Raw genomic sequence first — 13,048 nt, forward strand, 5'->3', positions numbered from 1 at the left:
GATTTAGTTCAAAGATAGAAAATAGTCAGGAAGTCTGCAGAGTCGGTTAGTCCGTTAGTGGGAATGCTGGGAGCAGGCCTTTTGTTTGGCTTATATCAAATTTCACAACTTACCGGCTCTCCCCCTAACAGGCTAACCTACTCAAAGACTAAAAACTTATCTTTGCCCTCATGTCTGATCAAAAAGTAAGAGTACGCTTTGCGCCAAGCCCTACTGGTGGTTTGCACCTGGGCGGTGTACGTACCGTATTATTTAACTACCTGTTTGCCAAAAAGCACAACGGAACTTTTGTATTGCGAATTGAAGACACCGACCAAAGCCGTTATGTGGATGGAGCCGAAAACTATATAGTAGAATGCTTGAAATGGTGTGGCTTAATGCCGGATGAAAGTCCGCAGGCGGGTGGCCCGTTTGCGCCTTACCGTCAAAGCGAGCGTAAATCGCTTTACCGCGAGTATGCCGAAAAACTGGTAATGCACGGTCATGCTTATTATGCCTTTGATACCACTGAGGAGCTTGAACAAAAACGCGCTGCTATACCTAACTTTCAGTATGGCATGGCTTACCGCGAGGATATGCGCAACTCTATTTCGCTACCACAGCAAGAGGTAGACCAGTTATTGGATGCCGGAACGCCGCACGTGATCCGCATTAAAGTGCCCGAAGACGAAACCGTAACATTTAACGATATGATACGCGGTTACGTAAGTTTTGACACCAACACGGTTGATGACAAGGTATTGTTAAAAGCCGATGGTATGCCTACCTATCACCTGGCCGTAGTGATTGATGATTACTTAATGAAGATCACGCATGCTTTCCGTGGTGAGGAGTGGTTGCCATCGGCCCCGGTACATTTGCTGTTGTGGGAGTATTTAGGTTGGATAGATAGCATGCCGCAATGGGCGCATTTGCCTTTAATATTAAAACCCGATGGACATGGCAAGCTAAGCAAGCGCGATGGTGCCCGTTTGGGTTTCCCGGTGTATGCTATGAGCTGGACCGATCCTAAAAGCGGTGAACTAACCGAAGGTTTCCGTGAGCTGGGCTTTTTGCCCGAAGCTTTTGTTAACCTACTGGGCATGCTGGGCTGGAACGATGGTACTGATCAGGAAATATTTACGCTGGCCGAACTGGTAGAGAAGTTTTCGATAGAACGCGTGAGCAAGGCAGGTGCCAAATTCGACTTTGAAAAAGCCAAATGGTATAATGCCGAATGGATTAAGAAGGTGAGTGGTGAAAGGTTAATGGCAGAAGTAAAAACCGCTTTAACCGCTAAAGGAATAACGGTAACCGATGATACCTACCTGAACAAAGCAACCGAACTGGTTAAAGACCGTTTGGTACTAACCAGCGATATATATGAGCATGCCTGGTACTTTTTTAAACAGCCGGAAGAGTACGACTTAAATGCCGTAAAACCTAAATGGACCGATGCCAAAACAGTGTTGTTTCAGGAGTACATACAACACTTGCAAGCAACCGAAAACTGGGATGCGGCAGAGTTAGAAACTAACTTTAAAGCCATGTTAACCGAAAAAGGGTTTAAAATAGGTGATGCCATGCTGCCTTTCCGTATAATGCTGGTAGGTGGCAAGTTTGGCCCGCATGTATTTGATATTGCTGCTTTGTTAGGAAAACAAGAAGTGATAGCCAGGATAGAAAAAGCATTAGCCGCGTTTACAGCCTAATTGAGGACGCTACAGTTATCATTTGTTGGCTTATTGCCTTACACAATATATATAAATAAGCGAGTGCCTGTTTATGGGTTAGGATTATCGACAGTAGCTTGCCGTTCAACCTTTTTATAGCCTCCATTTTTATCAAGCAAGTATATATCGTAAACTATCCAGGTCACCAAACAAATGGCCAATGCGCTGTAAATCAATAGCCAGTCTCTTTTAGGAATGTAAAATTTAACTACAGGGTTAAATAATACAGCGCACAGCAAGGCAGGGATAGCGGCAACATAAACACCTTTAAAATATTCGGTATAGGCCAGCCATATACAAAATATAAAAACACTGAGCCGCACAAAGTGGTAATAGCCACGAGGCATGTTAAACAGACAAATGATCAGCAGTACCGCAATAAAAGCCTTAATGGTAATTAATACATATTCCGGTTTTATCCATTTTAAAATCTTAAACATGGTACAGCTATTTCTATTATACTTTTCCAAATTTAATATAAAACCTGTTATACTGCTCGTTAATGGCAAATAAGGCTGTTGTAGTAGCGCTTTCAACAAAAAACGGATCTACTTTTTAACCACCAATTCAAGGTCTTCCCTATTGTTCTCTTTTAAATAAAGCTCTTCTACCAGTACCATAAGTATGGCCAGCATAGGTGTAGCCAGTATAATACCTAAAGCGCCCGATAATGTGCCCATTAACAACTGGCTGATAATTAACAACGCCGGCGGCAAATTAATCATGCGCTTTTGTATGGTGGGTGTAATGATATTGCTTTCGAGGGTTTGTATGAGTATATATAATGCCGCTACAATAATGGCGGTTTGGGTGCTATCAACCAAGCCCAGTAATACGGCTGGCACCATAGCCATGAGCGGGCCAAAGTTGGGTATAAAGTTAAGGATACCCGCAATAACGGCTAAAGCCAGTGCCATAGGTATGCCTATAATGCTAAGTCCGGTAAATGTTAACACGGCAATTAATACCATGGCAATCATCATACCTTTAAGCCAGCCTTTTAATACAAGGCTCAGGCGGTCTATAATTTCTTTAGCCTTAGGCTGGCCTTTACGCGGCACCAGTTTAATAATGCCATTTTTGTACAACGACGGGCTTACTGTAAAAAATATTCCCAGGAAAATAATAATATAAATATCGCCCAGCACGCCAAAGCTGGTGCTAAAAAAGGTTTGCACTGTAGTTACCAGCTTTTGCGAATTACTGCCCGATACATTTTCCAGCATTTTGGCACCTAACGGAAACTGCCTTACCTGGCCTTCGAGCCGGCTTACCAATGCCGGAAAATCCTGGCTCAGCGCGTTGATTTGATGCTGGATCTTGGTTCCCATAAACCAAAACAAAAAACCAATAATGGCAAAAGTACCTATTACCGATATAAGCATGCAAATGCGTCGGCTTAATGAGGTACGCCTTTCAATAGTATCGGCCAGGCCATTAAAATATACGGCAATTAAGGTGCCTGCTAAAACCATAAGTAATACATTAAAGGCTACTCTTAAAATCAATATAAGTATAACCAATAGCGCAATAGTTCCGGCACCTATAAATACTCTCTGCAGGTAAAGCGAATTGTCCTGCTTTTTTATTTGATCATTTAATGGGGACATGTGAATATTATTTATTTATCAAGCCTGTAATTTCCGATTTGTTTTATTCCTGATTAAGAATGGGCTTACAATCTTATTTCAATATACATAATCGTTATATATGGCTAACATAAATTTTATACAGAAATGGTTAACATGCGCGCAATTATTTTAATCTTTGCAGCATTAAAACTTTTAGTTATAGTCTATAACCAAACTGCTAATTATGAATTACGCATTAAGTCAAATACCCCAACGTACTCCAAAACCCCGTATAAGCGGTATAACGATGGTAATGGATAAGGGTTTAAGCTTACGGCAGGTAGAAGATTTTTTAGAAGTAGCAGGAACTTATACCGACATAGTTAAATTAGGCTGGGCTACCTCGTACGTTACCCCTAACCTAAAAGATAAATTAAAACTGTACCGCGAAGCGGGTATTGCGGTGTACTTTGGCGGCACCTTGTTTGAGGCTTTCATTATCCGTAACCAGTATGATGATTACTGCCGAATGTTGGATACCTTTCAGTTAGAATACGCCGAAGTGTCTGACGGTTCTATCACTATTGAGCACGATGTAAAATGCGAATACATCCGCAAGTTGAGCCAGCAGGTTACCGTAATATCTGAAGTGGGGTCAAAAGATGTGCAAAAGATATTTGCGCCTTATAAATGGATTCAACTGATGAAGGCCGAAATGGAAGCGGGGTCGTGGAAGGTAATTGCCGAAGCACGCGAGAGCGGTAACGTAGGTATTTACCGCGATTCGGGAGAGGTGAGGCAGGGTTTGGTTGATGAAATACTCACGCAAATTCCCGCCGACGATATTATATGGGAAGCCCCGCAAAAAGCACAGCAGGTATGGTTTATTAAGCTATTAGGGAGCAACGTTAACCTGGGTAATATTGCCCCTGCTGATATGATACCGCTGGAAACATTACGATTGGGTTTGCGCAGCGATACTTTCGACCATTTCTTAAATCAATAATGAGAGTTGCCTGTTAATAAATAAAAGGCCACTTTTACAGCATTATTGATCATCAATTTACCATGAAATATTACGGGTTAATCGGGTATCCGCTTACGCATTCATTTTCTAAAAAGTTTTTTACTGAAAAGTTTGAAAAAGAAGGTATTACAGATCATGTTTACGACTTGTATGAGCTTGATAATTTGAGTAATTTTCCCGAATTGCTTAGGGCTAATCCCGATTTGTGCGGTTTAAATGTAACTGTACCACATAAAATAGGGGTGATGTTTTACCTGGATTGGGTGCACCCGGATGCTAAAGAAATAGATGCCGTAAACTGCATCCGTATTACAGCCGAAAGCCCCATTGCTGCGGCCTTCTCGGGCGAGGTGGGTATTAAAGACCATGAATTTAGATTGGAAGGGTATAACACCGATGTTTACGGGTTTGAAACATCGTTAAAGCCCTTATTGCAAACACAGCATACACAAGCCCTGATATTAGGTAGCGGTGGTGCTTCCAGAGCGGTAAGATATGTGTTAAATAAATTAAAAATTTATAATACCACGGTATCCCGCGAGTATAATATACATTGGTTGAATTACAATGATCTTACTGCCGAACACCTGGATAAATACAAACTTATTATTAACACAACGCCGCTTGGCATGGCTCCCAACGTTGACAAGTGCCCAGCTATACCTTACGATGCCCTAACCAGTGAGCACTTACTGTTTGATCTTGTATATAACCCTGCCGAAACCCTATTTCTGCAAAAAGGCCGCGAACAAGGAGCGGTTACCAAAAACGGGGCTGAAATGCTAATACTGCAAGCCGAAAAATCATGGGAAATATGGAACGAAAAAGAAAAACGTCCCTAAGGATAACTGGGGGCCTGGTTGTACTGTTATTTTGCCTGGCTGCATGCAATGGTACGCCCGAATATTCTCCAAAACCAAGGGGGTATTATCGCATTTATTTTCCTAAACGGGCGTATCGGCAATACAACTCAAACTGCCCTTATACGTTTACTTATCCAAGCTATGCCGTTGTAGAGCAGGATAGAGCCGCCGGTGCCAACCCCTGCTGGATAAACCTGCAAATACCGCAATTTAATGCTACCCTGCATTTAAGCTACCAGCCCGTTACTTCCAAAAAAGAATTTAACGAACTCATAGAAGATGCACACACTTTTGCTTTTAAGCATACAGTTAAAGCTACTTCTATTGATGAGGGTATTATTAGCTACCCCGATAAAAAAGTGTACGGCATTTATTATACTATTGATGGTAATGCTGCCTCATCGGCACAATTCTTTTTAACCGATAGCACATACCATTACCTGCGTGGTGCCTTGTACTTTAACACCCAACCCCGGTTAGACTCTATACAGCCTGTACTTAATTTTGTAAAAAAAGACATGGACCTGCTTATTAAGAGCTTTGCCTGGAATTTACCCGTACCAACCGGGCGATAGAATTTTAAAAAAATTCCTAAATTTTTCGGTCCGACCCCTAAAAGTACACAAGAAAAAGGCACAAAAAAAGAGAGCCACTTTCGAAGCTCCCTTTCCCCTAATTAATTTAAACTATTGATTAAACCCAAAACAAAGAACAAAATCATCTCAACTTGGGCGCCTGAGAATTCTCCTTCAAATGTTGTAACATAGGTAGATGTTACATTATATTATTTTTCACTTAGATGCAGAGTCATGTTGTGTTGTACAAAATTGAAGCCATAATTATGTACGCCTGTAGCTTACGCGTAATATTAGGGAGTAAAAATATAGTATAAACAAAAATTTTAACTGCTTGCAAACATTAATACTCCTTTTTTTATTTGATAATGAGGTGTTTATAAATTCACTTACTGCTCTTGGTAAAAAATAATTCAAATTAATTACTGTATTTTCTCAAGTTGTTTAAAATAGAGGAATTTAAAAAAGCAATACAAAACACACCTCTTATTTTACATTTTATACTAAGCAAACACGCCATTATTTAATAACTTTATTAATAATCTTTTTAATTAATATTCTTGAGTGTGTTATTTTACACACAATTCCATTAAAACATACAAAAGTACTTCTCAGTGTATTTTAAATTGTACATTGTTATAAAAATACGATTGCAGCCTTGTTTAACTAATAATTTGTATTTTAATAGCCAGACTTCAATGAATAGTAATATTGCATAAATGCAACTGTTTGAAACTATAGCCCACTGGCTCCAACAACAAAGCCGGCTGGAATTAACCGGCGTAATTACTGGTTTGCTATGTGTGTACCTGGCCGCTAAAAACAATATCTGGAACTGGCCTTTTGCCATTATAAGCACTGCTATTTATATTTGGGTTTTTGCTAAAGCCGCCCTGTATGCCGATATGGGGCAGAACGCCTACATGCTGCTTATTAATATTTACGGCTGGTATTACTGGAGCCGCCAACCGGTTAATACGCCCAAAGTACCCGTGGTACGCATAACGAAACAGCAATTAGCTACTTTGTTATCCATTGCAGCTTTTGCCGCACCAAGCCTCGGGTTTTTATTGGTTAAGCTTGCGCCGCTATTGCATTATCAACCGGCAGCTTTACCTTATCTTGATAGTTTTTGTACGGTTATAAGTATCACCGCACAGGTATTTATGGCCCGCAAGGTGCTGGAGAACTGGCTGATCTGGATTTTTGTAGACATTATTTATGTGGGCATTTACTTGAGTAAAGGGCTGCAGCCAACGGCTTTGATGTTTGGTATTTACGCTATATTGGCATTGGTTGGCTATATTGACTGGCGTAAAGAATACAGGCAACAATTAACATTAATACCTTAATTAATCTCAATAAATTAAATTAATAGATGCTGCGGCTGGACCCGCCATCAACAGGTATGGTGGTGCCTGTTATGTATGATGCCTGATCCGACACCAGGAATGCTACCAATGCAGCCAGTTCTTTAGGTTCGCCTATTCTGCGCAGAGGAATACTGACGGCTCGTTGTTTCATGGCTTCATCTGCATCCTGGTCTGGCGGCAGGGTATGCTTTATACGATCGGTAAGAATGAGGCCTGGAGCTACATTGTTTACCGTGATATTATAGGGGCCCAATTCATCGGCCATTAATTTAGCCATACCCACCACGCCCATGCGCATACTGGTTGATAATACCGAGTTAGCCAATACCGACTTTACCGATCCACTAATAATGTTAATAATACGCCCGCTACCTGTTTTTTTCATAAGCGGTAATACCATACGACTTAAACGCGCAAAGCTCAATAAGTTTAACTCAAATGCTTTTTGCCATTGCTCATCGTCAAATTTCTCAAATAAGCTAAATGGCGGTCCACCTGCATTGTTAATGAGAATATCTATGTGTCCGAATTTATGGGCTACCTGGGCTATCAAATTTTCGGCATCAGCAGCTTTTGATACGTCGGCAACAATAACTGTTACTTTTGCGCCGGTAAGTTCTTCAATTTCCTGAGCTGCATTGTTTAATTCATTTATGTTTCGCGATGCAATTACAACACTTGCACCTTCCCCGGCTAAAGTAATGGCAATAGCTTTACCTAATCCTTTACTGCTGGCCAGTACCAGGGCCACTTTATTGGTGAGATGCAGATCCATAGCATTTATTATCTGGCATTAAATATCCACCTTTTCAACTAAAAATTTCAGCAAAAATTCAAATAAGCTACATTACTATGGTTTATCTATATTTATCATTTATTTAGCTAACAGCATAAATTATTAATGACCGAACCCACTCCACGTAAAGCAACTTTAACAAGCAGCCTGCAAAAACTTATACGCAGCTTTGGGTATGCGTTTAAGGGTATAGGCTATGCAATTGCTACGCAACTCAACTTCAGGCTACATTTAGTAGCCATGCTTGCGGCGGTAATGTTGGGTTTTGCACTGCATATTTCGGCAAACGAATGGCAATGGATTATGCTTTGCATAACGCTGGTATTGGTAGCTGAGTTATTTAATACCGCCATTGAAACCCTGACCGACTTAGCATCGCCCGGGTATAATGAGAAGGCAGGCCGTATAAAAGACTTAGCCGCCGGAGCCGTAGTTATAACGGCATTGTTCGCTTTAATAAACGGGTTAATTATATTTTTACCTAAGTTTTTAAAACTAATGCACCATGTTGTATAAAACCCGCGGCATTGTATTAAAACTAACCGATTACGGCGATACCAGTGTAATTGTACAGGTATTTACTGAAAAATTTGGGCTGCAGTCATACCTAATCAACGGTGCCAAAAAACCGCGTGCTAAAATTGGGCGCAATATGTTACAGCCCCTGCATTTGCTTGATATGGTAGTGTATCACAAAAACACCGGCAATGTGCAACGCATTAAAGAATTAAAGAATACCCCGCTGCTTGCCCATTTACCTTATAATGTGGTTAAGAGCAGCATAGCCCTATTCTTAAACGAGGTACTGTATAAAGCCGTTAAGCAACAAACTGCCGATGAACAATTGTTTAGCTATGTTTTTGGAAGTATTGAACTGCTGGATAACTTAAAGCAAGGGCTTGCTAATTTCCATTTGGTGTTTTTGTTAGGACTTACCCGCTACCTGGGTTTTTACCCCGATTATGTTGCTGCAAACCAGGCCGATTATTTTGATATGCACAACGGCGTATTTACTCGTTATAAGCCGGAAAGCAGCCAGTACCTTTCGCCCCCGCATACACAAAACTTTTTTCTGCTTTTAAATAAGGGGTTTGATGATTTGAACGAAATTAAGCTGAGCAATAATGAGCGGCGCTACCTAATTACCCGCCTGTTAGATTATTATGCCCTGCATGTAGAAAACTTTGGTTTCATCCGCTCTCACGAAGTGTTAGAAGAGGTATTGGGTTAATCATCACCCCCGCCACCAAACAACTTTTTAAAGATGCTTTTATCTTCTTTGGCGCTTTGTGTACCTATAAGGTAGCCGTAAGGCTTGAGCGGCTCCACATGATCGCATACTACCTTAAACATTCCCAGCAGCGGAATAGCCAGCACCATACCAGCAATGCCCCAAATAGCTTCGCCCACTACAATAATTAAAATGGTAAATAAGGGGTTAATATTAACCTGGTTGCCTACCACTAAGGGTTCTAAAAGATAGGTTTGCGTAAACTGCACAATGGCATACGTAATTAGCACGCCAACCACCATATCCATGCTTCCGCCTTGTGCAAAAGCTATTAACACGGTAACAGATGTACCGGTAATATTACCTGCAAAAGGCACAATCTCTAAAATACCACACAATATAGCAAAGAAAATGGCCCCTTTAATACCTACAATGCTAAAGCCAATGCCATACATGATCCATAGCATCACGATCATCATGCCCAGCCCGCTTAAATACTGCTGGGTAACCCGGCTGGCTTTCTGCATAACTTTTTCGGCAATGGGCATGTTAGTAGCTGATACCAGGCGCAATACAAAGTTCTTAAAGTGTGCACGAAAATATAGGAATAGAAAAACATAAACCAATACCAGAATGGTGCTCACCAGCATACTCAGCGTGGTAAATATGGTACCCATAGCTACACCCGCTGCTTTCTCCATTCCCCCCGATTGTTGTTCTTTTAATATTTGCTGCTGTTGCCTACTGGTTATTCCAAATTCCGACCGAACATAATCTTTTACCTGCTCCAGCAATTTACCCAGCTGCTCCTGCAACTTCGAAAAATCTTTAAGCAAATCGCCAATTTGCCAGCGCAGTAATAGGATGAGGGCAACAATAAAAAGGGTAAAAGCCAGTAAACTAACAAAAGACGAAAGCCCTCGGTTTAATCCTTTGCTTTCTAACCAGCGGCTCGCCGGCATAAGCAACATGGCCAATACACCGCCAAACGTTAGCGGTATAAGCACCGAACTGGAAAAGTAAAGTACTATTACAGATAGGATGAACAACAATAATAAGCGAATGGCGGAGGATAAATGTGGCATAGGTGCGGTATTAATAAAAAAGCAAGGCTAATGGAACCCTGCTTTTTTTACAAAACTAACAAATAACAATTTATGGCTTAGGATTGCTCCAACACCTGTTTTTTAATAAACTCAACGCTTGAGGCAGGAAGTTCATCGCCAGAGACCTGTACGGCCGTGCCATCGGGCTGTAATTCGATGTCTGCATTCATATTATTATCCATGTGTACATGCAATATATCGCCTTCGCGTTCCACGTGGCAGGTTAATTCGCGTTCGGAGTAATTGATGGTAAATTCATATTTACCATCAGTGGTATTTTTGAAGCTATCGGTCATAATGGTTGTGTTTATTTAAATAACACATTGATGCGCCAAGATGTTTCATTAGCTATAATTATGTTTAAATACTTTATTTACATAAAAAATCAGGCACTTTAAAATATTTTGAAAAAATATTTTGACAAAATAAAAAAAGACCCTATGTTTGCAGTCCCAAAACAAGGGAACGCAGCCTGATTGTTTGACATAAGGCCTGACACTATATACAAGTTGTAAAACTCAAATCCTGCTAAAGAAATTTAGCGAACCAAGGGAGCTTAGCTCAGCTGGTTCAGAGCATCTGCCTTACAAGCAGAGGGTCACTGGTTCGAACCCAGTAGCTCCCACAATCGTTCGCAAGTTGCGATACACTTGCGAACGATTTTCAACGATATTGTTATAGCCCTAAAACGACAAATCAACTCAATCACTAATAGCCCGTTAATTTTATAACTTTTAAATCCTAAAAATCTTAATTCAGAAATTTTTCAGTATTGTCATGTACTTTCGCAATAATGAAAATACTGATCATCGAGGACGAACAGGAACTTGCTCAAAATATTGGAGACTACCTGGCTCAGGAGGACTACCTCTGCGAATTTGCCACTACTATAGCAGAAGCGCAAAGCAAAATAGCGGATCACTCCTACGACTGTATTTTACTTGACCTGATGCTCTCCGGTGGCGACGGGCTAATACTGCTGGAAGAATTTAATACACGAAACAGAAAAGACGGTATCATAATCATATCGGCAAAAAACTCATTTGACGACAAGATCAAAGGGTTGAAATCAGGTGCCGACGATTACCTTGAAAAACCCTTTCACCTGCCCGAACTTGCCGCCCGTATATTTTCAATTATCCGCAGAAAGCAGTTTGGAAAAGTAAATGTGATACAACAGGGAGAGCTTCGGATAGACCTATTGGGGAAAACTGTACAAGTGCATCAAACGCCAGTGATACTGACACGTAAGGAATTCGACCTGCTGCTGTATTTTATCAGCAATCAAAAAAAGGTCGTATCCAAAAATGCGCTGGCCGAACATCTTTCCGGCGATATTGCCGATATGCTGGATAATCACGATTTTGTGTATGCCCATATTAAAAATCTAAAACGCAAGCTGTCCGAAGCAGGCTGCGCAGGTTATCTGAAGACGATTTACGGCAGTGGTTATAAATGGGAAATATGAACAAACTGCTAAACCGTACCATACAACCAATCGCCCTGTACTCGCTGTTTGTATTGGGGCTTAGCATACCCGTATATTATCTAATTGTAGATCTGATATGGATCAATGAGCTGGATAAGCATCATTATGCACTCAGAACAAAAATTGAAACCCGTTTTAATAAACTTAATCTTCCCGATACTACCATTATGCAAACCATAGCGATCTGGAACAAAATTGAACCCGGGATCATATTTAGTAAAACAGAAGATAACAGGATAAAAAGAGACAGTACCTATTCCATAATCAGGTACGATGATTTTATGCATGACCGAGAACAGTTTCGTTGCTTGGTTACCTATGTAAAGATCAATGGAATGGTGTACCGTCTGCTGGTTCAAACCAATATGGAAGAACAGGACGAAACGATCATGTTCATCGCTTTCGCTGCGGTATTGTTCCTGATGCTCTTGCTAGGCGGGATCATATTACTAATGCGCCGGATCGCAATTAATTTGTGGAGGCCTTTCTATCATACGCTTGATCAATTAAAACTTTTTAATCTGCATAGCCTAACCAGCCCCGCGTTCCGGCATTCCGACATACAGGAGTTTGAACAATTGAATAACAGCCTGAGGGAACTGATCAAAGAAAACATCACCGTATTTAAACAGCAAAAGGAATTTACGGAAAATGCATCACACGAACTACAAACACCGCTATCTATTGTGCAGTCGCAGCTGGACCTGTTATTACAAAGCAGATCGCTTACCCAAGAGCAATTATCAGGAATAGAAAATGCTGGTAGAGCTTTGGCCAGGGTTTCGCGCATTAACAAAAACCTACTGTTAATGGCAAAAATAGAAAACCACCAGTATGCCCAAAGTGAGCGCATAGATTTGAGTCAAGTATTAATGGAGCTAACCCAAGCGCTACAGGAACATACGGCAAATAAACAGCTCATTTTTCTTCAGTACATAGAACCATTGGTGCTTATAATATCCAACCTCTCGCTTACTGAGATACTACTCACTAACTTATTCATTAATGCCATTAATCACAACGTTCATAATGGTTCTATAACTATCAGCCTTGTTCCCGGCAAATTGACATTCGCCAATACAGGATCATACCCACTTAATGAGGAAAAACTTTTTAAAAGATTCAGTTCGGTTTCTAATCAGGCTAAAGGAAGCGGCTTGGGTTTAGCTATTGTCAAACAGATTGCTGGTTTGTATAACTGGCAGATTGCATATCATTTTAAAGATAGTCAGCATATTTTTACGCTAATCTTTTAATTCAAAATTTCTTCTAAATCTGGATGCATATTTACACCAGCATATACTT

At 40.7% G+C, this 13,048-nt stretch carries 14 protein-coding genes and 1 tRNA gene; 10 read left to right on the top strand and 5 right to left on the bottom strand.

Going from position 1 to position 13,048, the window contains the following annotated elements:
- The first annotated feature begins 170 nt into the window (after positions 1–170).
- Entirely contained in the window at positions 171–1,691 is a 1,521-nt protein-coding gene (gltX, locus tag ACFQ3S_RS10130; RefSeq protein WP_377163945.1) for a glutamate--tRNA ligase, read from the top strand.
- Between the two features lie 71 nt (positions 1,692–1,762).
- Here gltX and ACFQ3S_RS10135 read toward each other — a convergent pair whose 3' ends face one another.
- Together ACFQ3S_RS10135 and ACFQ3S_RS10140 are read right to left on the bottom strand one after the other, a co-directional pair.
- Complete coding sequence (locus ACFQ3S_RS10135; RefSeq protein WP_377163947.1) at positions 1,763–2,152, bottom strand: DUF6804 family protein; 390 nt, start codon at positions 2,150–2,152, stop codon at positions 1,763–1,765.
- Positions 2,153–2,260: 108 nt separating this feature from the next.
- Positions 2,261–3,322: an AI-2E family transporter gene (locus tag ACFQ3S_RS10140; RefSeq protein ID WP_377163949.1), complete on the bottom strand. Its 1,062-nt coding sequence runs from the start codon at positions 3,320–3,322 to the stop codon at positions 2,261–2,263.
- Positions 3,323–3,527: 205 nt separating this feature from the next.
- On the opposite strand from ACFQ3S_RS10140, the gene ACFQ3S_RS10145 reads away from it, so the two are divergent.
- From ACFQ3S_RS10145 to pnuC, 4 genes are all read left to right on the top strand, one after another.
- On the top strand, positions 3,528–4,289 hold the full coding sequence (locus ACFQ3S_RS10145) for a phosphosulfolactate synthase (RefSeq protein WP_377163951.1): 762 nt from the start codon (positions 3,528–3,530) through the stop codon (positions 4,287–4,289).
- A gap of 62 nt (positions 4,290–4,351) precedes the next feature.
- Positions 4,352–5,152 carry a shikimate dehydrogenase family protein gene (locus ACFQ3S_RS10150; protein WP_377163953.1) on the top strand — a complete coding sequence of 267 codons (801 nt, stop codon included), beginning with the start codon at positions 4,352–4,354 and terminating at the stop codon, positions 5,150–5,152.
- Positions 5,125–5,748, top strand: coding sequence for a gliding motility lipoprotein GldD (gene gldD / locus ACFQ3S_RS10155; RefSeq protein WP_377163955.1), 624 nt, complete (start codon positions 5,125–5,127; stop codon positions 5,746–5,748). The genes ACFQ3S_RS10150 and gldD overlap by 28 nt, the downstream gene beginning before the upstream one ends.
- A 719-nt stretch (positions 5,749–6,467) precedes the next feature.
- Positions 6,468–7,100, top strand: a complete 633-nt coding sequence (gene pnuC / locus ACFQ3S_RS10160; protein ID WP_377163957.1) for a nicotinamide riboside transporter PnuC — start codon at positions 6,468–6,470, stop codon at positions 7,098–7,100.
- 19 nt (positions 7,101–7,119) lie between these two features.
- Here pnuC and ACFQ3S_RS10165 read toward each other — a convergent pair whose 3' ends face one another.
- Positions 7,120–7,896 (bottom strand): SDR family NAD(P)-dependent oxidoreductase, encoded by a 777-nt coding sequence (locus ACFQ3S_RS10165; RefSeq protein ID WP_377163959.1) that lies wholly within the window; start codon positions 7,894–7,896, stop codon positions 7,120–7,122.
- Between the two features lie 126 nt (positions 7,897–8,022).
- Between ACFQ3S_RS10165 and ACFQ3S_RS10170 the strand changes: the two genes are divergently transcribed.
- Together ACFQ3S_RS10170 and recO are read left to right on the top strand one after the other, a co-directional pair.
- Positions 8,023–8,433: a diacylglycerol kinase family protein gene (locus ACFQ3S_RS10170; protein ID WP_377163961.1), complete on the top strand. Its 411-nt coding sequence runs from the start codon at positions 8,023–8,025 to the stop codon at positions 8,431–8,433.
- Complete coding sequence (gene recO / locus ACFQ3S_RS10175) at positions 8,423–9,148, top strand: DNA repair protein RecO (RefSeq protein WP_377163963.1); 726 nt, start codon at positions 8,423–8,425, stop codon at positions 9,146–9,148. The genes ACFQ3S_RS10170 and recO overlap by 11 nt, the downstream gene beginning before the upstream one ends.
- Here recO and ACFQ3S_RS10180 read toward each other — a convergent pair.
- Together ACFQ3S_RS10180 and ACFQ3S_RS10185 are read right to left on the bottom strand one after the other, a co-directional pair.
- Positions 9,145–10,233 carry an AI-2E family transporter gene (locus ACFQ3S_RS10180; protein ID WP_377163965.1) on the bottom strand — a complete coding sequence of 363 codons (1,089 nt, stop codon included), beginning with the start codon at positions 10,231–10,233 and terminating at the stop codon, positions 9,145–9,147. The two genes, recO and ACFQ3S_RS10180, sit on opposite strands and share 4 nt — an antisense overlap.
- 77 nt (positions 10,234–10,310) lie before the next feature.
- On the bottom strand, positions 10,311–10,550 hold the full coding sequence (locus ACFQ3S_RS10185) for a hypothetical protein (protein WP_377163967.1): 240 nt from the start codon (positions 10,548–10,550) through the stop codon (positions 10,311–10,313).
- A gap of 254 nt (positions 10,551–10,804) precedes the next feature.
- Here ACFQ3S_RS10185 and ACFQ3S_RS10190 point away from each other — a divergent pair.
- From ACFQ3S_RS10190 to ACFQ3S_RS10200, 3 genes are all read left to right on the top strand, one after another.
- A tRNA-Val gene (locus ACFQ3S_RS10190) sits at positions 10,805–10,879 on the top strand.
- Positions 10,880–11,047: 168 nt separating this feature from the next.
- A complete protein-coding gene (locus ACFQ3S_RS10195; protein ID WP_377163969.1) occupies positions 11,048–11,722 on the top strand; it encodes a response regulator transcription factor in 675 nt (224 codons plus the stop codon).
- On the top strand, positions 11,719–12,999 hold the full coding sequence (locus tag ACFQ3S_RS10200; RefSeq protein ID WP_377163971.1) for a sensor histidine kinase: 1,281 nt from the start codon (positions 11,719–11,721) through the stop codon (positions 12,997–12,999). Before ACFQ3S_RS10195 ends, ACFQ3S_RS10200 begins: the two co-directional genes overlap by 4 nt.
- The last annotated feature ends 49 nt before the right edge of the window (positions 13,000–13,048 follow it).

Origin of the sequence: Mucilaginibacter terrae (genome assembly GCF_042679325.1) — a bacterium.
Lineage (GTDB): Bacteria > Bacteroidota > Bacteroidia > Sphingobacteriales > Sphingobacteriaceae > Mucilaginibacter > Mucilaginibacter terrae.